19 protein-coding genes are annotated in these 18,388 nt (G+C 50.4%); 15 read left to right on the top strand and 4 right to left on the bottom strand.

Annotation, left to right across the window (positions count from 1 at the left end; all coding sequences use genetic code 11):
- Positions 1-21: 21 nt before the first annotated feature.
- The 6 genes from ACFSW8_RS13845 to ACFSW8_RS13820 all read left to right on the top strand — a co-directional run bounded on the left by ACFSW8_RS13845 (position 22) and on the right by ACFSW8_RS13820 (position 7,294).
- Positions 22-822: a hypothetical protein gene (locus ACFSW8_RS13845; protein WP_377088950.1), complete on the top strand. Its 801-nt coding sequence runs from the start codon at positions 22-24 to the stop codon at positions 820-822.
- Positions 823-917: 95 nt separating this feature from the next.
- A complete protein-coding gene (locus ACFSW8_RS13840) occupies positions 918-1,601 on the top strand; it encodes a lysozyme inhibitor LprI family protein (RefSeq protein WP_377088949.1) in 684 nt (227 codons plus the stop codon).
- A 98-nt stretch (positions 1,602-1,699) separates the two neighbouring features.
- A complete protein-coding gene (locus ACFSW8_RS13835) occupies positions 1,700-2,404 on the top strand; it encodes a hypothetical protein (protein WP_377088948.1) in 705 nt (234 codons plus the stop codon).
- Between the two features lie 17 nt (positions 2,405-2,421).
- Positions 2,422-3,174 (top strand): hypothetical protein, encoded by a 753-nt coding sequence (locus tag ACFSW8_RS13830; protein ID WP_377178527.1) that lies wholly within the window; start codon positions 2,422-2,424, stop codon positions 3,172-3,174.
- A gap of 353 nt (positions 3,175-3,527) precedes the next feature.
- On the top strand, positions 3,528-4,394 hold the full coding sequence (locus ACFSW8_RS13825) for a sigma-70 family RNA polymerase sigma factor (RefSeq protein WP_377088946.1): 867 nt from the start codon (positions 3,528-3,530) through the stop codon (positions 4,392-4,394).
- A gap of 167 nt (positions 4,395-4,561) precedes the next feature.
- A complete protein-coding gene (locus tag ACFSW8_RS13820) occupies positions 4,562-7,294 on the top strand; it encodes an SNF2-related protein (protein ID WP_377088944.1) in 2,733 nt (910 codons plus the stop codon).
- A gap of 19 nt (positions 7,295-7,313) precedes the next feature.
- Here the strand turns inward: ACFSW8_RS13820 and ACFSW8_RS13815 are convergent, their stop codons facing one another.
- The 3 genes from ACFSW8_RS13815 to ACFSW8_RS13805 are packed head-to-tail and all read right to left on the bottom strand — an operon-like array spanning position 7,314 to position 9,717.
- The gene (locus ACFSW8_RS13815; RefSeq protein ID WP_377178525.1) at positions 7,314-8,216 is read right to left on the bottom strand and encodes a PulJ/GspJ family protein; all 903 of its coding nucleotides are present in this window, start codon (positions 8,214-8,216) and stop codon (positions 7,314-7,316) included.
- A 7-nt stretch (positions 8,217-8,223) separates the two neighbouring features.
- Positions 8,224-8,991 carry a type II secretion system protein gene (locus tag ACFSW8_RS13810; RefSeq protein WP_377178523.1) on the bottom strand — a complete coding sequence of 256 codons (768 nt, stop codon included), beginning with the start codon at positions 8,989-8,991 and terminating at the stop codon, positions 8,224-8,226.
- A 21-nt stretch (positions 8,992-9,012) separates the two neighbouring features.
- Positions 9,013-9,717: a pilus assembly FimT family protein gene (locus tag ACFSW8_RS13805; RefSeq protein WP_377088941.1), complete on the bottom strand. Its 705-nt coding sequence runs from the start codon at positions 9,715-9,717 to the stop codon at positions 9,013-9,015.
- Between the two features lie 206 nt (positions 9,718-9,923).
- Here ACFSW8_RS13805 and ACFSW8_RS13800 point away from each other — a divergent pair, with 206 nt between their 5' ends.
- The 6 genes from ACFSW8_RS13800 to ACFSW8_RS13775 all read left to right on the top strand — a co-directional run bounded on the left by ACFSW8_RS13800 (position 9,924) and on the right by ACFSW8_RS13775 (position 14,526).
- Entirely contained in the window at positions 9,924-10,550 is a 627-nt protein-coding gene (locus tag ACFSW8_RS13800; RefSeq protein ID WP_377178521.1) for a type II secretion system protein, read from the top strand.
- An 84-nt stretch (positions 10,551-10,634) separates the two neighbouring features.
- Entirely contained in the window at positions 10,635-11,141 is a 507-nt protein-coding gene (locus ACFSW8_RS13795; RefSeq protein ID WP_377178519.1) for a hypothetical protein, read from the top strand.
- Between the two features lie 12 nt (positions 11,142-11,153).
- Complete coding sequence (gene hisI, locus ACFSW8_RS13790) at positions 11,154-11,606, top strand: phosphoribosyl-AMP cyclohydrolase (RefSeq protein ID WP_377088938.1); 453 nt, start codon at positions 11,154-11,156, stop codon at positions 11,604-11,606.
- Positions 11,607-11,761: 155 nt separating this feature from the next.
- Positions 11,762-12,877, top strand: coding sequence for a DNA-processing protein DprA (gene dprA, locus ACFSW8_RS13785; protein ID WP_377088936.1), 1,116 nt, complete (start codon positions 11,762-11,764; stop codon positions 12,875-12,877).
- 146 nt (positions 12,878-13,023) lie between these two features.
- Positions 13,024-13,371 carry a P-II family nitrogen regulator gene (locus ACFSW8_RS13780; protein WP_377088933.1) on the top strand — a complete coding sequence of 116 codons (348 nt, stop codon included), beginning with the start codon at positions 13,024-13,026 and terminating at the stop codon, positions 13,369-13,371.
- Between the two features lie 81 nt (positions 13,372-13,452).
- Positions 13,453-14,526, top strand: coding sequence for a peptidylprolyl isomerase (locus ACFSW8_RS13775; RefSeq protein ID WP_377178517.1), 1,074 nt, complete (start codon positions 13,453-13,455; stop codon positions 14,524-14,526).
- A 58-nt stretch (positions 14,527-14,584) separates the two neighbouring features.
- On the opposite strand, the gene ACFSW8_RS13770 is transcribed toward ACFSW8_RS13775, so the two are convergent.
- Positions 14,585-15,127, bottom strand: coding sequence for a rhodanese-like domain-containing protein (locus ACFSW8_RS13770; protein ID WP_377088931.1), 543 nt, complete (start codon positions 15,125-15,127; stop codon positions 14,585-14,587).
- Positions 15,128-15,204: 77 nt separating this feature from the next.
- Between ACFSW8_RS13770 and pssA the strand changes: the two genes are divergently transcribed.
- The 3 genes from pssA (at position 15,205) to ACFSW8_RS13755 (ending at position 18,276) form a co-directional block, all read left to right on the top strand.
- Positions 15,205-16,047: a CDP-diacylglycerol--serine O-phosphatidyltransferase gene (gene pssA / locus ACFSW8_RS13765; RefSeq protein WP_377178515.1), complete on the top strand. Its 843-nt coding sequence runs from the start codon at positions 15,205-15,207 to the stop codon at positions 16,045-16,047.
- A gap of 108 nt (positions 16,048-16,155) precedes the next feature.
- Positions 16,156-16,755: an N-acetylmuramoyl-L-alanine amidase gene (locus ACFSW8_RS13760; RefSeq protein ID WP_377088929.1), complete on the top strand. Its 600-nt coding sequence runs from the start codon at positions 16,156-16,158 to the stop codon at positions 16,753-16,755.
- A gap of 84 nt (positions 16,756-16,839) precedes the next feature.
- On the top strand, positions 16,840-18,276 hold the full coding sequence (locus ACFSW8_RS13755) for a glycoside hydrolase family 10-like protein (RefSeq protein WP_377178513.1): 1,437 nt from the start codon (positions 16,840-16,842) through the stop codon (positions 18,274-18,276).
- The last annotated feature ends 112 nt before the right edge of the window (positions 18,277-18,388 follow it).

Genomic DNA, 18,388 nt, shown 5'->3' with positions numbered 1-18,388 from the left:
TAACAGCCTGACTTCTAGCATATGAAAAAACGCTACCTAGCCCTCGCAGCCCTTATCACTCTACCACTGATCATCCTAGTCTACACGCTGACACGCCCTCCCATGTTTGCAGCGCTTACCGACGACTCCCCCGTAGACTCCACTGTCACTAATATTACAAATTTCAAGCACCCCGATGGAAGAGAAGCTGAACTCCTATCAGCCTTCTATGGACTAGACAGCTCGCTCCCCCAAATCCTCAATAGATTCATTCACAAAGATACTGGAGGAAAAGACGGCATGCCCGTCGTCTTCTCTCATGAACTCGATATCCATTCACTCCAAGCTGGAGACTTTAAAATAACGACAGAATCAGGCACCTCTGGATCACTCACCTGCGTCACCCTTGCCCCAGCAAATGACTTGGGCGAATTGAAAACAGTTTTGTTAGTGGGGGAATACGGCAGCATTCACGACCAACCAGTTGAAGTAGAAATCGTGGGCAACCTCCTCTCCAAAGATCACAAAGTAAATTTTCGAGGTAAAAAAGCCAAAGTCACACGGCTCGAAGATGGCCCCACCATGGTACTCGCCCAAATCGTCCCCAAATCTGAATGGGAAATTGGTAAGCGAGCTACCCGTCTTCCCTTAGGAGGTGGTAGCGGTTGCCCACCTGGTACAAAACAAGTCGTTCGTGTCACTTGGCAGGGCGGTGTCACCAAGCCAGGAGGGGCCGAAATTGATGACACTGAACGCCTCCTCTACAAAATTTCTATTCGAACCCATGGGAAGATTTCAACCCAGACACTCATATCAACACCACCCCACCAGTCTCCAATTTGAGTCAACCAAATGAGATGCCGTAGTCCCTACCCCACAAAGTCTCTACCAATTCTTACATTGATAGATGTCTATATACTGTTAGAAAAGCAGCCACCATGAAAACCTCCTTACGTAGTTTCCTCGCACTCACTCTACTATGCTCATACTCCCATGCCTCATCTCTCGCTGAGGTCACACGTGAGTACCAAGCTGCAGACAGAGAACTGAACGCCCAATACCAAAAAGCCAGAAAGCTTCTCCCGGAATACACCTTTTCCGAGATTCAGAAAACCCAGCGCGAATGGCTCTCTCATAAACTAGCTGAAGAAAAGCGACTCAACGGAAAAATCCCACAAGAGGAACTTCTCGAACGGATGACGATGCTCACTCACCAACGAGCGAACTACTTGCGCATACGCTCGAGCGTCAAACCCAATCCTAAGAATAAATGGGACGGAACCTATGAAGATGGATTTGGCGGAACCATGGCAATCTTCACCCAAGATGACGGCTCACTCTATTTTGAAATTTTCGTGGTTCGCGGTCCCACTGCACACACGGGGCAGGTCCAAGGTAAAGCCACTACCAATCAAGACGCCGCCCGTTTCACTGACAAAGGCACTCTAGAAGATAAAAAAGACATCACTTGGCTGGATTTTCGTAAGGGCTACCAGTCCTCTACAATGGAAGTCTCTGGAACAAACACCACCTACTACCACGGGGCTCGCGCATACTTCGGCGGCACCTACTACCGCACAGGCCCCTTCGCCCCTATTATCGATGGAGAATGCGAGCACTAAACACACCCTCCCCCCAACAAATTTAAAATTCTAACATAGAATTCACAGAGGCTTCATCAAACTTTCACAATGCTTAGGCATGCTATGAGAAGTTCAAGATGTCAGTCAGCCTCCCACAGTTTGGTCAACTCATTCCCGGCTTATGCCGAGGCGACCATGGTTTACTTAACCAATGGCTCACCCACAAACCCCGTGGTCTCCTCGCCACCACGATTCCATGCATCATTCTCGGCTGTGCCAGCTATGGTTTCTCCATGGGGCTCTGGCATGGAGGTCTCATGGCCAGCTATGTCGCTATCAAATTTCCCCTCCTTCTCTTTTTCACATTACTCGTCAATGGCCTGATCAATGGACTGCTCGCGCAAGTTCTAGATAGTGGCATAAGTATACGCCAAAGCTTGCAGTTCTTGCTAACCGGCTTCGCCACCATGGCAATCATTCTCGGCGCGCTCAGTCCCATTACCTTGGCTCTCGCATTTCAAGCTCCACACCCACACGAGACCGGGGCTTCAGACTTTCACGCCGCAAGCTTGCTATTGCACACCTTGCTCATCGCTTATGCTGGCATCATTTCACACGCCACACTCCTCGGCTTCCTAAAACACTTCTGTACATCCCCTCAAGCCGCACTCCAAACCTTCTTCGCTTGGCTCCTCGGTAACCTCTTCGTTGGCGCACAACTATCTTGGGTTCTTCGCCCCTTCTTTGGCTCTCCCAATCTCGCAGTCGCCTTTCTCCGTGACGACCCCTTCCGAGGCACTTTCTACGAGACCGTATGGCGCAGTTTCCAACACTTCCTCTAACACAATCAACTCACTCCATGAACGATAAGAATCAACCACCATCCCCGCCAACCCCAGAAAAAGCGGAAAGACTCCAAGCTCCCGTCCAAATTAAGGAGCCACTCAGTTTCTCCGTTCTCTTAAATGCCCTGCTCAAACGACCACGTGATCTCATCCATACGATCCAATCTAGCGATCAGCTCCCCTGGCTTCCTCTCATAATGATCTCCAGCCTCTGTCTCACACTCTTTGGCATCGTCGTTGGCTCCTTCAGCGGCGGTGAACAATTCTGGGCTGCCCCCCTCAAAATACTCCTAGGCCTCAGCTTCGGCGCCCTCATCTGCCTCCCCAGCCTCTACATCTTCGCCTGTCTAGCAGGCCTCAATGTCCGCTTTCTCACCATCATCGCACTCCTCTTATGCTCCATCTCCCTTCTATCCCTTCTCCTCGTTGGTTTTGCCCCTGTCGTCTGGCTCTTCTCCACCTCCAGTAACTCCATAAGCTTCTTTGGGTTCCTCTGCATTGCACTATGGACGATCTGCCTTACCTTCGGCTTCAAACTCCTCAGCCGCTGTGCCACGTCCCTCGGTGTTAGTAAATCCAGCCACCTCAAAGTCTGGATGCTCGTCTTCACCCTCGTCACCCTACAGCTCCCCACCACCCTGCGACCCATTATCGGTACATCTGACAAATTACTTAACTTTTCTGAAAAGAAATTCTTCCTCACTCACTGGCTTGAACAGCTCGGTACCCCCACTCCTCAAAATGACCGATCTGCCGACTTAAACTAGATCGGCCACTGCAAAATTTTAAATTCCCCCCCATGTGTGTTGTCGGTACCCGTGTTGCGTTAAGGCGCAGCACGGGTGCTTCCGATTGCGTTAGATGGCCCCAGCAACCCTAGACCAATAGGAAACATACGCTCGTTAGGAAAAAAATGCAAAATTCTCAGAATTAAATCGGCCCATTGTGCCTCCTACCAATTGAACAGGCGTTACAAATTGTTTTTTCAAAATTTAGACAAAAAGGAAAACAAACAGCGCTAACACCATTGAATAAGCAGTGTCATAATAAAAACTCGATAACAATATCGACAAAAACTTAGACATTTATTACACAAGGTTAAACAACCAAGACAAAGACTATGAAATCATACGACAGCGAGAACTCACTCCGGATTTACCTCAGGGAAATCTCCAAAACCGACCTCCTCACACCAGCTGAAGAGATCGAGCTTGCTGAGAAGATTAAGAACGGAGACAAGAAAGCACGGGCACACATGATCAAGGCGAACCTTCGCCTCGTCGTAAAAATCGCCCAAGACTACGCCAACTACGGCCTCCCACTCTCCGACCTTATATCTGAAGGCAACATCGGCCTGATGAAAGCTGTCGAGAGATTTGACCCAGAGAAAGGCGGTAAACTCAGCACCTATGCCTCTTGGTGGATCAAACAATCCATCAAACGAGCACTGGCTAACCAAAGCAAGACTATCCGCCTTCCCGTCCATATGGTCGATAAAATTTCCAAGATGAGACGCATCGCTAACATGCTTGCTGAAGACTTGGGCCGCGAACCAACTGACAGTGAACTCGCTGAAGAGCTCGGCATCCCTCGCAAGAAGCTTGCTATGCTCAAACAAGCAGCCCAGCGACCAGCCTCACTCGATGCCCCAGTGCAAGAAGGTGAAACCTCAGAATACGGTGAAATTATTGGCGACGAAAAGGCTGTCGACCCAGCTTTGGCACTCGAAAGTAAGAATATGCACACCGAATTAGACGGATTATTGGACGTTTTGGACGAACGCGAGCAAAGAATTATCGATGCGCGCTTCGGACTCGATGGCCAGAAACCTAAGACTTTAGAGGAAGTTGGCCTCGAATTCGGGGTCACTCGCGAAAGAATTCGTCAATTACAGAATGTTGCGCTTGCCAAGATGCGTAAAAATTTGCGAAAAAAGGATCAGCCGATGATAAAGCCGCTTTCGGGTGGCTTTGCAGAGGCTTCATAATATAACAATCCAAAGCGATTGGGATCGTAGGTGTGAGAGCGGCAGATGCGAATCTGCCGCTCTTTTACGTCCAGACCACTCCTATTTCGGCAGAGAGCTTCCCCCATCGATTCTTTTCCATCAGCTCTCTTTGCAAATGCGCGATTTCGCTCTAGAAGAAAGCAAGCATGAGCGAACCACTCACGACCCAGGCTCTTTCAGAGTTTCTACAATCCGCATCTTGGAAAGGTTCCTTTTCCAGTAGCTGCCTCCAAAACGGAGAGAAATTGGCCCGCTCTAAAAAGGTGTCACCACCCAAAGCTGAGGTACTCGAAACAAGTGACATCGAAATCGTTGCCTACATCCAAGATGGCAGTGGACACCAATTCGAAAGCATCATCGCATTCTGGTTAGAAGAGAACTCTCTACAATTCGATGCATCCTGCTCTTGCTCGGTTCAATTAAATTGCGAGCATGCCGCTGCCTTACTAAACTATTTATCGAGAGGCGAAAGACTCGCTATTGCATTTGGCGAAACCCCTCATCTCGAAAATGTCCAAACGGGCAAACAGCTCGCTCCATCTACCAATCGCACGAAAGCTCCAGAGCCCACAAAAGGGCCAAGCTTTATTCTAAGAGTCGAGAAGGAGGCCATAAACGGCGGAACCAAGAGAACTCCCAAGATCTATGCTGAAGCCTATGCTCTCTATGAAGAGACAAAGGTCCCACTTGAACCCTCCGGTAATCTCCCGCCCATCGTCACTCCAGATAAAAAAATCCAGCGTGACCGAGAAGCTGAGATGCTGGCCCTGCAGACCCTCTACGCCCTCAACCTCCTGCCAAATGAGCCCTCAACAAAAAAGTCAGCATCCAAAAAATGGGATCCCACCCCAAAATGGCTCGCCGACACCTCCGCAATACCACAAGAGAAACGTTCTAAACTCTGGACGCCCGATAAAAAAGAATGGCCTCACCCAGAGTTCTACTGGCAACGCTTCCGCCACGAAGCCACCCCAGCACTTGAAGCTCGCTCCTGGGATGTCCAGTTCTCCCCCTACGTCGGTCACCAACCACTCGTCTTTAGATCCGACACCTGGAGAGCTGAAATGGTAGAGGAAGCAAAAGGCTGGTTCAACCTCTCCGCAGGCTTTGAAATCGATGGTGAACACTTCGATCTCCAACCAATACTCGCAGCGTTGTTAGAAAATAACTTTCTCGAGGCGACAGAAGGACTCCCTAAAGGACAAGAGTTTCTCATTTTCTTACCTGATGGCCGAGGTCTAGCACTCCCAGTTGGCCGATTCCGCCACATGCTTCTCACCTTAGGTGAATTGTTAGAATTCAAGTTCACTGAAGGCCCAATCAAGGTGAGCACTCTGGATGCCGCCATTCTAGCAGAAGGCGAAGACATACCACTCGAAGTCCCCAAGGAGATTGAAACCATAGCCAAGCAAATTCAAAACCTTGACGAAGTCACACCTGTTCCAGTCCCTGCAGGTCTCAACGCCACTCTCCGCCATTACCAACTTCATGGTTTCTATTGGATGCAATTTCTCACCCGCCACGCATTCGGCGGCATCCTAGCTGACGACATGGGCCTTGGAAAAACACTCCAGTCACTAACACATATCCTCGCGGAAAAAGAGGCGAGGCGGAATCAAGACCGGCCATGCCTAGTCCTCGCGCCTACATCTGTGGTTGTCAATTGGCAGAGAGAAGCGGCTAAATTTACATCAGAATTGAAAACTCTCATCCTCCAAGGACCTCAGCGCCATAAACATTTCGCTACACTCGGCCAATACGACATCGTTCTCACCTCCTATGCTCTCATCCATAGAGACCTAGAACACCACCTGAAGCAACAATACCACCTCATCATTCTAGACGAGGCCCAACATATCAAAAACCCTGCCGCTCAAGTCTCCACAGCTATCAGACAATTACATGCCTCACACCGGCTTTGCCTCTCTGGCACCCCAATTGAAAATAATCTCGGTGAGCTCTGGAGCCTCTTTGCATTCCTCATGCCAGGACTCCTTGGTGAACGCAGCCACTTCAATGAAAACTATCGCACCCCTATCGAGCAAAAAAAAGATCAGCTAAAAAAAGACACACTCAATAAAAAAATTGGCCCGCTCATACTCAGACGCACTAAACACGATGTCGCTAAAGAGCTACCTCCTAAAACAGAAATCCTCCACACCATCACACTCAACCAAGAGCAAAAAGACCTCTACGAAACTGTGCGCTCAGCAATGGATAAACAAGTCCGTCAAGCAATCGTCGCGCGCGGAGGAGAAGCCCAGATTGTCTTCCTCGACGCCTTGCTCAAGCTCCGACAAGTTTGCTGTCACCCAGCCCTCATCAATTTTGATAACGACGATTCCCCCTCAAACTCGACCGCTGAATCAGCGAAACTCAAATACCTGGTCGATATGCTCACCACCCTCAGGAAAGAGGGGCATCGCGTGCTGATCTTTTCACAATTCACCTCGATGTTAGAAATCATCGAATCATACTTGTTAGAGCAAGAGATCTCCTACCTCATCCTCACCGGCGCTACCAAAGACCGTCAGTCGCTCGTTGAGCGATTCCAAGGTGGTGAAGGTGAAGTCTTTCTCATCTCGCTCAAAGCTGGAGGAACGGGCCTCACTCTAACAGGAGCTGACACTGTCATCCACTACGACCCCTGGTGGAACCCTGCCGCGGAAAACCAAGCCACCGACCGCGCCTACCGTATTGGCCAAAATAAAGCCGTCATGGTCCACAAACTGATCTGCGAAGGAACCGTGGAGGAACGCATTCAGCAAATGCAATCCAAGAAAAACGCCCTTGCTGATAACATCCTCGACGGTGCAACACACAGCATCGAACTCAACGAAAAAGCGCTCAGTTCTTTACTGAGCGCTGAAGAAGAATGATAGATCGATGACCGCCTATTTAAGGTCTTGGCAGAACTACCGACTTAGTGAAGAAGTGACTATTTTCCTTAATAATGCTCTTCACACGACTATCGGGTAAACTTGGAACGCTCAGCTGGCGCACAGCAGTGTCGTTAAGCACCATAATCCCTAGCTCAGCTCCCGCAAGTCTTGCATCAACAGGCAATGTCTCAGATGAACCCGGTGTCTGTACTTCGTCACCCTTAATACTCACCTCCACAAAAGAGGAACCACTCGTCATAATTGGAACCCGCTTCTGCTTTAATACACCAGTATTAGTGTCAATATATTCAAAAACCAAGGTCACCGTTAAGTTGTATACATTCTCAGCAATGAAATTGTTAGGGTCGGTGATTTCATCAGAGGGGGTCAGGCCTTGGATCGAGGTCTGGGCTAAATACTTGTTGAAGGTCTCATCGGGATTGATCAATTTCCGATAAAGTGAGAACACAGGAAAAGGTGTGCCACTCGACACCCCCTCAAACTGATCTTTGTAAACGAGCTTATAAATGACTGTAGAAATATCCCCACCTTTGTCATCAGAGGTACCAATCTTTCCATCATAACGATCAGTAGCTGCAGTTAAGAAAACAAATTCCAATGGGTTATTTAACTGCGCAGAACTATGGGGGCCTTGCTGCTCACTACCGTCCATCTTGGCGTAGAGCCATTCATAGTCGTTTCCTGAACGAATAACAATTCCCTCAAGGTCTCGAGCCATGACCTCCATGCTCTCCTTTGCAAGTCGCGACGCCCTTGCCTTATCTCTGCTTTCCTGCCACGCATCCATGGACATACGCGTAGTCCCAATCAACACTCCAATGATGACTGTTGTGATCGCCACTGCAGTCATTAACTCGATGAGAGTGAAACCTTTTCTCTGTGCTTTAAATTTTTTCATAACAGTATTAGCGGCGGACAGCAATGTTCTGAGTCGCTACTGGCGCTCCCAATTTATCAAATTCCCATGACCCTCCAGTAACATAGTCATAGAGGTTGTTGTTCAGAGGAAAGAATTCAACTTGAAGCGTGATGTAGGCATCATCGTAGGTCGCACTGTCTGTGGGATTGGAGACATCACTATCCACTGGATTCGCAATGGTTCCAGGTGTGCCAAGAACCAAACCATCTCCAGAATTAGTACCTTTGACGAGTTGAGTCATGCGCACTGCATACACCTTACCTTGGACAATACCTGGGGCTAATTCATCCTGCATGAAGCTGCTCGCATTGCGACTAATACATCTCGCGACGGTTTGTGTGATGTAATCCACCCCTGCAAATTTGCTCTCATCTTTCACTAAAGCCAAATCAGCAGCTTTCAGGGTGCCGTCAGCGTTTTCTGAATCAGGTACAGCTTGGTATTGATAAACAACAAGAGCACTGCTCTCAGTTGCTGAATCTTTAATCCACTGGAAAGCTTTTTCGAATGCCGATGCATTGCCATTTGCATCCACATACTCAGTTTCTTCTCCTTCACGTAAGACAGCCATCTCATTCTCAAGTGTCGTCACCAAGCGATTCGCGTCCGCCACTCCCAGAGCTCGGTTGATGTTCTTTTGAGCCGGACCAAATACCGCCATAAATGTCGTCAACAACACCGCGACAATACCAATTGCGATCACTACTTCCACTAAGGAAAAGCCGCGACGCGAGGAAATTTGGGTTTTTCTCATAAATTCTTTCAAGTTCTGGTTTTAGAATGTGGGATCTCCATTCCCCAAGCCTGGGATTTGATCTGGATTGCGGAACATCGTTGTGTTGCCTCGCTTCCAAATCGCAAAACCACTCACCTCACGACTCCCCTTCTTGGCTTCTCTGGGCGTATCATCAGTCGGATATAAAACCCCAGACTGGACCGCAAATACCGCAGGGACAGAACCCACTGGATCGGCCAAGATACCCTCAGCATTAAATTCATAATAATAGCAGCTTTGTGGGCCGCTTATCCCTGGAATCTGCACGTCCATGGTGTTGGGATCTCCACTCAAGTTCGCGTTAAAATAAACATTCTTAGGCAATTCAACACCACGAGATTCTAAACGATCACTCCATGTATAGGTGTCATCACTGGGATCACCTGGCGTTCCTCCGTTATTGAGGTACTGCCGTACAATCCCCATGTAGCGAAGGTGCTTTTCACGCTCTTCTCCCGTTCCCCCCCCTTCGTAAATAACGACACGCGTGGAGACTCCACTCGTTTTTGCCATCCCTCGGGCTTCCGCAAACAAGCTCTCTGCCATCGAAGCTCCTGTGTCTGTTCCCTGCGCTGAGGTTGCATTTTTCATCACCTGAGCTCCTATGCCAATCAGCGTCGAGATGATCACCAATACCACAAGCATCTCGATCAATGTAAAGCCATTGCGCGAGGATCTGGTTAGGTTTTGTGTAGAGTTTTTCATGGATTGCGAGGTACGCTAGGGATTTCTGGCTGAGGTGGAAATACTTTTTTTGGAAATTAGAAGCTGCCTGACTCAGCCCCCTAAAAATGTATATACAAAGTAGTACCCTCACTCTGCAAGGTCAAGTCCGCAAATGCCCTCATAAAGCAGTGAAAAAAAGTGATTGGAATCGTCCCTCCAGACTGTGTAGTGTGCCTCAGTTTTCTATGATCACATACAACCCATCAAAAAATCCACGCTCCCGAAATGGCTTCAGCCTTCTCGAGGTACTAGTTGTCATGACCATCATTGCGGTTCTCGCTGCGGCAATTTATCCAGTAGCCGGGAAGCTCATCCGTGACTCAAAAAGGGAGAAAAACCTTGAAATCGCAACCATCATTGAACGCGGCGTCGAAGATTTCTACTCAGACTACGGCTACCTCCCTATTGAGACTGGCAACGATAATCAACTCTCCAAAGCCGAGGTAATCGACCTCCTCAATGAGCTGGCTGGGCTGAATGATAGCGATAGCTCACGTAATGTGGACGGCAAAAACTTCATTGAGGCCATTCCGACCGCAAGCAGCGGCAGAACTGGTGTTGAATATGCAGCAAATGAATCCATTTCAGATCTCATTTCGAGTTTCGGCACCGACTTCCACATCATTCTTGATGGCGATTACGACAATACCATCCAAGAACCATTCGCTGGTGACACCGGTAAGTCAGCTCGCAAAGTCAAAGGAAAGCGCTCGCTCATATGGAGTTACGGCGAACAAGACAAAAATGCTGGCATTCCCAACAACGCTGAAGATCTCGAAGAACCCGAGTCTCTCTCCACCTCTTGGCAATAAGCCCCCTAGAATCACTCGGCTCTGCCCTTGACGGATCGCAAAGAACTGCTTCACTCCCGCTGCATCAATCACCAAGACACTATTGTGAACGCATACGAAATTTACCAAAACATCAAACCATCCATCATCGTGGACCTCTTCCAATGGATGCGTAACGAGGAGCGCGAACTCTACAAAACAACCGTAGCCACCCTCGCCAACGACCGTAAACTTCGACCCGTCTTCATCCAAAAGAAGCCAGTCGCCGACCAAATTGCTTGGATGCACAAAACTCTCAAGCTTAAGTCCTGTGACATGGTGGGCGAGCACCTCTTCCAAGTCTATTTCATGCAAGGCCAACAAGACCTCCTTGTCAGCTTCTGTGACGCCATGGACATCGAGCACGATGGCAAAGGCTCAGTAGATGGAGACCTTCCTGAAACCCTCGATGCAGATAAGCTCAAGGCAGCTGTCGATACCCTCGTGGAAAAATTCGATCCACAGCTCGTCAGCCTCTACCTTCGCGTCTTCAACCTCCAGACCGAAAATGGTTGGGATTCACTCACCGAGCTGATCGCTTCTGATGATCGCCTCGCACTTTCAGCAGCATAACCCGCAGGAACGATGTCTGAATCCATTACATTCGGTGAACGCCAAGACAAAAAAGCGGTAGAGGAAAAGCCAATCTTTGCCCCCAAGTTTGACGAACATGGCTTGATCCCTTGCGTCGCGATGGACGCAGAGACAAAAGAGCCACTCATGCTCGCATACATGAATGAGCAATCACTCAAAATGACCCTCGAACTGGGGGAAGTCGTCTATTACTCACGTAGTAGACAAGAAATCTGGCACAAAGGCGCCACATCTGGCCACACCCAAAAAGTCGTCGAAATTCGTACAGACTGTGACCAAGACGCTGTTATCGTCTACGTCGATCAACAAGGTGCTGGAGCATGCCACACCGGCCGAAACTCATGCTTCTACCGTAAAGTTGACCTCGAAGCCGGCAAAGCACCAGCTGGACTAGCCTTTACAGAAGACCTCACCTTCGACCCTGACGCTGTCTACAAAAAATAGCCGCCAGCATATTTATATTTCGCTTTTCGCATGAGCCACCCGCACCTCTGTGCCGGTGGCTTTTTTTGTCCCATACAAGCACTCAACACCAATCCTTCTTGCCATCACTCTCAATCCATTGCTACCCTAACACACTCATCTAACAATAAATAATCATGACCACGCGCGAAGCCACAATCGCCCTCAATCTCCTCCCAAGAGTAGGGCCAGTACGTGTCCGTCGCCTGATTGAGGCATTGGGATCCGCCTCAGCTATTCTTCAAGCCAGCAGCTCTACGCTTTGTAAAATCAAAGGGATCGGCAGAGAGACTGCAACGATGATCACCCACTGGGAGGACCACGTGGACCTGTCAGCAGAGCTACAAGAAGCACAACAACGAGGCATCCGTATCATCACTCAAGAAGACCCACTCTACCCCTCCACACTCTCCCACATCTATGACCCACCTTTGGCTCTCTACGTATGGGGAGAACTTCTAGAAAAAGATAAACACGCCCTAGCCGTTGTTGGGTCGCGTCGCACCACCCACTACGGCAGAGACTGTGCACGCAAACTGAGTGCTCAGCTTGCCCAATCAGGTTTCAGCATCCTCTCAGGTTTAGCTAGAGGCATCGACGCACAAGCCCACCAAGGAGCTATCGAGTCCGGCGGGCGAACCATTGCTGTCATTGGTTCCGGCCTCGCTCAGCTCTATCCCCCGGAGCACATGAAGCTCGCAGAGCAAATCGCTGATGGCCACGGTGCAGTCGTCTCAGAATTCCCACTCCAACTCCCACCTGATAAGCGCACCTTCCCCATGCGCAACCGCATCGTAGCCGCTTGGTCGTCTGGTATTCTTGTCGTCGAATGCCCGAAGTGGTCAGGCTCCATCATCACCGCGAATCTCGGAAGTGAAATGGGAAAAACCGTCTATGCTGTGCCCGGTCCTATCGACCAACCCAGCTCAGCGGGCTGCAACCAATTGATTCGAGATGGAGCCACCTTAGTCACCTCAGCCCATGACATCCTCGACGACATGGAGGCGCTCCCCCTCAAGCTTGAACTCGAACTCCAACCATCCTCCACTCCACTTCCTGAGCTTGACGCTCATGAATCAACCGTCCTGCAGACCCTCGAAGCCACGGAAAGCTCACTTGACCAAATCGTCACACGCTCCCAACTCCCAGTCCCTATCGTCATCAGCACCTTGCTTAAACTTGAAATGAAAAGACTTGTTAGACAATTGCCCGGCCCTAGATACCTCCGCCGCATCCCCAGAACAGACGAATAATCCCTACAGACAAACAATCGCTGTTTCTTATCTTGCATGCACCCTCAGCCTTCTCTAACCTCGTAACAATCACAGGAAAATCTTGAATAGAAACAATGTTGGCACGCTGCTTGCTCTCACTCATTCAAGACCAATTGTTTTAAGCTATGAAAAAAATCGAAGCAATCATCAAGCCATTCAAACTCGAAGAAGTGAAAGAAGCTCTCGCCGAAGTCGGCGTTCAGGGCATGACTGTGACTGAAGTCAAAGGCTTTGGCCGTCAAAAAGGCCACACTGAAATCTACCGTGGTTCCGAGTACACAGTAGACTTCCTTCCTAAAGTGAAGATCGACATCGTCGTCGACGACGAGCAAGCACAGACTGTGGCTGAAGCCATCGTCAAGAGCGCTAACACCGGTAAAATCGGCGACGGTAAAGTATTCCTCTCCACTGTCGACGAAGCGATCCGCATCCGTACCGGCGAAACTGGCGCAGAGGCTGTTGCTGTCAACTAAGCCATCTCACCGCATTTTTTCTAAGCCGCACAACTTTTGTTGTGTGGCTTTTTTATGTTTAGTGGTAACAACTGCGGGCAGATGAAGATGTCATCCAAGTTTGTGATTCGCCTCGGCGTTTGGTCCGTCCTCATGCTTTACCTCTTTTGTGACCTCATTCTTTTCGAAGGCCCACTCAAACAACAAGTCTACCGACTCCAAGGCAGCCCTGCAAAGAAACTTGGCAACGATATCGAAAGAGGCATTGTCGCCCGCGTCTTCACCAAGCCCATCCTCCTCAGCCAAGTCGACTACGCAGTCGACGAACAACTCTGGCGCTCCGGCCGCACACGCGAAGAAATCAGTAACTCCCAACGCACCGCCCTCCGCAGGATTGCCCTCGCTGAACTGTGTGATCACGCCTTGCTGAGAGAAAAGGTCGCCCTCAACGACAAAGAATTTCCAGTCAGCGAAGAAGAAATCAATGCTGCTATGCAACGCTTCGCCAGCCGTTTTAGCACGCCTGAAGAATTGCAAAAAGCCATGCTTCAATTCGGGTTTGAAGGTGAAAAAGAGCTCCGATTCCGAATTGCAGCCCGCCTCCAACAACAAAAATACCTCAACCACCATATCGCACGAGGGATCGCCGTCACCGACGAAGAAGCCAAAGCTTGGTACAAAGATCACCAAGAACAGCTCCAAACACCTCAGCTCTACCAGCTGCGCCACATCTTCCTCTCAAAACTCCAGCACAATGAGGATGAGGCCGTACAAGCCCTCCGCGAGGCCCAAGAATTCCTCCAGTCTGGAACAAATGACTTTAACTCGCTTTCCCTAAAACTCAGTGAAGACCCGCGCAGTAAGGACCACGGTGGATCACTCGGCTGGATGTCCCTTCAGCGCCTCCCCGCTGACTTCGCTCAAGCCGTCGAGAAACTAAAAGTCAACCAAACCAGCCTCATCGAAACCACCATCGGCTGGCACCTCGTCGAACTCACCGACACGCAAGCCTCCACCCTCCGAAGCTTTGACGAGTCCAAAGCTGAAATCGTCGCTGCCCTAGAAACCTCCCGCCGCAAAGCTGCAGTCAAAGAATACCGCAAAAACCTCCGGCTTCAGCACCCAGAGAAGATCGTCATTCACGAAGCTCTGCTCAGCGCCGATTGGACTGAATAACTAGCGGAGTCACTCTAGGCACCACGCCCAACTCCGAGGATAAACTCAGAGAGAAGTGTTAATCCATCTCGAGTCGATACCGCTGGACACTCGAGTCCACTTCCTGACTCCAAGCATCAATGCCTCCAAGCATGCCTCGTGTCCCCTTCAAGCCATGCCCTTGGAACCAAGCGCAGGTGTCTAGAACTCGGCTTCCAGTATGATCATAGAGGATGATGACACTGTCCTCTTTCGCGGTACCAAAAAGCTCTTGCTGTCGCTCTTGCGTCATCAACTCTGAGCCCTCAATGGCCACAGCTTCATGTTCCTCCCTTGTTCGTGTGTCCAAAAACACCATGGACTCACCAGCTTCTCGTAACTTTTGCACTTCTGCCGGGGTGATCAGCATCGCCGCGTCGACTTCGTGGCTCTTCAGCACGTGATCGATCGCCTCCCCCACTGCTATCTCATTTCGCTGACAGACTTGCTCGAGCGTCTCTTCATCCTGATAGGCACAGGAGCTGCAGCCGCCGATGTGGTACTCCGCAAAAAGTGCCCTGCGTGCACCGGGATAAGTACGCAGAAGAGAAGCCATCGTTGTTGTGGGTGTAAGCTCAGCCATGTCGCGGCCACACTAATCACATCTCCTTGTATTTTCCACTGTTTCTTACCCAACAATTATGCCTAGCTATGAGTGCCATGAGCGAGAAGCCTGAAGAGCAATACGAAGAACCCAAAATTTACCTGCTGCCCAACCTAATGACAGCGGGCAACCTCTGCTGTGGCTTCTTTGCTGTCCTCACCATTTTCAAAGGCATGCAGCACTCAGACTTCTCTGAAGCCTATAGGTTTTATCAGCAGGCCATCATGCTCATCTTCGGCTCCTGCATCTTTGACCTCCTCGATGGGCGACTCGCTCGCCTCGGAGGCCAAGAATCTCCCTTCGGCCAAGAATTTGACTCCATTGCCGACGTCGTCTCCTTCGGCATGGCCCCCGCCTTGCTCGTTTCCAAAGCTGTCCTTTTCCCACTTTCCGAACAACTCGGTGACTTCAAACTCGGCTGGGCAATCGCCTTCATCTACCTGCTCTGCGGCGCCATGCGCCTCGCTCGCTTCAACTGCCTCGCCAACATGCCAAAGCGCCCAGGAGACAACCTCGATTTCCGAGGCATTCCCATCCCAATGGCCGCAGGCTTCATCGCCTCCATCACCTTCCTCATCATCCACCTCTACAACGACCCATCCAAAACCGACCCGAACCTCGGCGCATGGAACTATGTTCTCGCCGCCACCATGCTCGGGCTCTCAGCTCTCATGCTCAGTAACGTGCGCTACCCAAGCTTTAAAAAAGTAGACTGGCGTACCAAAGGTTCCCTCTGGGGCGTCGTCATCGGTGCCATGTTTTTCATGCTCTTGCTCAATGAACAAACCCGTTGGTACACCCCAACCCTCATCTTCACCCTCTACCTCCTCTATGGCCTCATCCGCCCCTTCCTCTCCAAACGTATGCAAAAAACACTCGAGGAAAAAGTCGAAGGTTGAGTTCTATTTTTTATAAAAAAAGGTAGAAAATTAAATTTATTTAAATAAAAATTGACCTCTAACGGTATTTTTTTATAAAAACAGGATCAGATTTACCACCCTGACCTGATGACCCCACTTCGCACATACGTCTTTCTCTGCTCAATTTGGATGATGAGCTCCGCATGGCTAGCTGCGAATACCTTCACGCACGTTGTCATCGACCCCGGCCACGGAGGAAAAGACAAAGGTGCGATCTGGGGCGGGGTTCGAGAATCTGACCTCAACCTCAAAGTAGCACACAAAGTAGCCAATCTTCTCCGAGCGCACGGTATCCCCGTCACCATGACTCGCTCCAGCGACCAATGGGTCAGCCTCACAAGAAGAGCGAGTATCTCAAATAGATACCGGAACACGCTCTTTGTCTCAATCCACTTCAATGCCAGCACCCATACATACGTGCGAGGCGTTGAAACCTACTACGCCAGCGCAAATGGACGTCGCTTAGCCGAATCTATTCAAAGCCAAATGGTCCAGACACTGGGCCTCAAAAACCGCAAGACCCGCCTCGGTGGCCAATATGCGGTTCTCAATAAAACGAGCTGCACTGCGGTACTCGTTGAGTGTGGCTATATCAGCAACTACTCTGAGAGAAAAAAGTGCAAGCGCTCATGGTACCAGTCGCTCGCCGCAAGCGCCATCACCTCCGGCATCCTCGCCTACCGCTAAGCTCCCTTGATGGCCCCCATAGCACTGAAAAAAGATCGGCGTATAACCTTTTCATCAAGAGCCGCACTTGTTAGTTCACTATGCGTGATCCGCATTCTAACTATCCTCTTTCTTTCTAGCCTTGGTCTCAAGGCCCAGCACTACGTCCAGAGCAACGAGCAACCACCACAGTTTCCCAGAGAATTCCGAGCGGCTTGGATAGCTACCGTTTACAATATCGACTGGCCGAGTAAAAAGGGCCTGCCTCCTGCGACACAGAAGGCCGAGCTTATCGCCATGCTGAATAAAGCTCAGAGCCTCAACCTCAATGCGGTCATCTTCCAAGTCCGTCCCAATGCAGATGCTCTCTATAAATCAGGCTACGAGCCCTGGAGCCACTGGCTCAGCGGCACAATGGGAAAGTACCCCGGTTACGACCCCCTTGCTTTTTGTATCAAGGAAGCTCATGCAAGAGGCATTGAAGTACACGCTTGGTTCAACCCCTTCCGAGCCCTCCCCAATAAAGACCTTGCGACCTCATCCAAGCACGTGACCCGCACCCACCCCCAGCACGTCAAAACCTACAAAACATACAAGTGGCTCAACCCTGCAGATAGCTTCACCCAAAAACGCGCACTCGCTGTCATCCTCGATGTCGTGAAACGCTATGACGTCGATGGTGTCCACATCGACGATTACTTTTACCCCTACCCCACCGTCGTCAATGGACGGCCCAGCCCAAATTTTCCAGACGGTAAAACGAACGCCCAGCGCCGAGCCTATGTCGACGCCTTTGTCAAAAACATGTACCAATCCGTCAAAGCGACTAAACCTTGGGTGCGTGTTGGTATCAGCCCCTTTGGTATCTGGCGGCCCGGCGTTCCCACCGGAATCGAAGCTGGCATCGACGCCTACGACCACCTCTGTGCCGACTCCCGAAAGTGGCTCAAGAACGGCTGGCTCGATTACTTGTCCCCACAGCTCTATTGGCGCGACCAACCCACTAAACAATCCTACAGCCTCCTTCTCAATTGGTGGCGTCAGCAAGGCACACGCCCAGTCTGGCCAGGCATAGCCACCGCGCGTATCAAAAGCACCGAAGACCCTGGTCGCCCCGCATCTGAAATTACCAAACAAGTGCAACTCAGCCGCAGCATCGGCCGCAACTGGGCCGGTTCCATCCACTGGAGCATGAAATCCCTCATGCAAAACCGTGGGGGCATTACCACCAGTCTACAAAAAGGCGCCTACTCCGTCCCCGCTCTCGTTCCCCCCATGCCCTGGATCTCATCGAAAGCCCCTAATAGCCCCATCATCGGTGCCAGTAAATCTGGAAGCAACACCATCCTCAGCATCACCCGCGTGCCTGGAGTCCAAACCTTCGCCATCCAAGTGCGTTATGGTAAACAATGGAGCTCCGTTGCCGTCGTCTCCCAACGCAGCATCAGCCTCAAAGGACAACCATCGGCCATTGCCGTCACCGCTGTCGACCGCTACGGTACCGCCAGCGCCCCCCGCGTCATCACCCTCCACCTGCGCTAAGCCCCCTCCATTTCATACACTCATTTGCTAATCAGCATTGACATCTTCCAGCCCATCAGCCATCCGCAGGCCCTTGATGACACCATTTCTAGCTTTACAAGTGCTAGAAAAG

This window comes from Rubritalea tangerina (assembly GCF_042683245.1).
GTDB classification, from domain to species: Bacteria; Verrucomicrobiota; Verrucomicrobiia; order Verrucomicrobiales; family Akkermansiaceae; genus Rubritalea; species Rubritalea tangerina.
This window is presented reverse-complemented; position numbering and strand designations above follow the sequence as displayed.

Bases quoted from the DNA above. Each gene is read 5' to 3' on its own strand.
- ACFSW8_RS13760 (WP_377088929.1), top strand. From the start codon at position 16,156: ATGACCCCACTTCGCACATACGTCTTTCTCTGCTCAATTTGGATGATG.
- ACFSW8_RS13835 (WP_377088948.1), top strand. From the start codon at position 1,700: ATGTCAGTCAGCCTCCCACAGTTTGGTCAACTCATTCCCGGCTTATGC.
- ACFSW8_RS13840 (WP_377088949.1), top strand. From the start codon at position 918: ATGAAAACCTCCTTACGTAGTTTCCTCGCACTCACTCTACTATGCTCA.
- pssA (WP_377178515.1), top strand. From the start codon at position 15,205: ATGAGCGAGAAGCCTGAAGAGCAATACGAAGAACCCAAAATTTACCTG.
- ACFSW8_RS13775 (WP_377178517.1), top strand. From the start codon at position 13,453: ATGAAGATGTCATCCAAGTTTGTGATTCGCCTCGGCGTTTGGTCCGTC.
- ACFSW8_RS13815 (WP_377178525.1), bottom strand. From the start codon at position 8,216: ATGAAAAAATTTAAAGCACAGAGAAAAGGTTTCACTCTCATCGAGTTA.
- dprA (WP_377088936.1), top strand. From the start codon at position 11,762: ATGACCACGCGCGAAGCCACAATCGCCCTCAATCTCCTCCCAAGAGTA.
- ACFSW8_RS13825 (WP_377088946.1), top strand. From the start codon at position 3,528: ATGAAATCATACGACAGCGAGAACTCACTCCGGATTTACCTCAGGGAA.
- ACFSW8_RS13800 (WP_377178521.1), top strand. From the start codon at position 9,924: ATGATCACATACAACCCATCAAAAAATCCACGCTCCCGAAATGGCTTC.
- ACFSW8_RS13845 (WP_377088950.1), top strand. From the start codon at position 22: ATGAAAAAACGCTACCTAGCCCTCGCAGCCCTTATCACTCTACCACTG.
- ACFSW8_RS13780 (WP_377088933.1), top strand. From the start codon at position 13,024: ATGAAAAAAATCGAAGCAATCATCAAGCCATTCAAACTCGAAGAAGTG.
- ACFSW8_RS13810 (WP_377178523.1), bottom strand. From the start codon at position 8,991: ATGAGAAAAACCCAAATTTCCTCGCGTCGCGGCTTTTCCTTAGTGGAA.
- ACFSW8_RS13770 (WP_377088931.1), bottom strand. From the start codon at position 15,127: ATGGCTGAGCTTACACCCACAACAACGATGGCTTCTCTTCTGCGTACT.
- ACFSW8_RS13820 (WP_377088944.1), top strand. From the start codon at position 4,562: ATGAGCGAACCACTCACGACCCAGGCTCTTTCAGAGTTTCTACAATCC.
- hisI (WP_377088938.1), top strand. From the start codon at position 11,154: ATGTCTGAATCCATTACATTCGGTGAACGCCAAGACAAAAAAGCGGTA.
- ACFSW8_RS13830 (WP_377178527.1), top strand. From the start codon at position 2,422: ATGAACGATAAGAATCAACCACCATCCCCGCCAACCCCAGAAAAAGCG.
- ACFSW8_RS13805 (WP_377088941.1), bottom strand. From the start codon at position 9,717: ATGAAAAACTCTACACAAAACCTAACCAGATCCTCGCGCAATGGCTTT.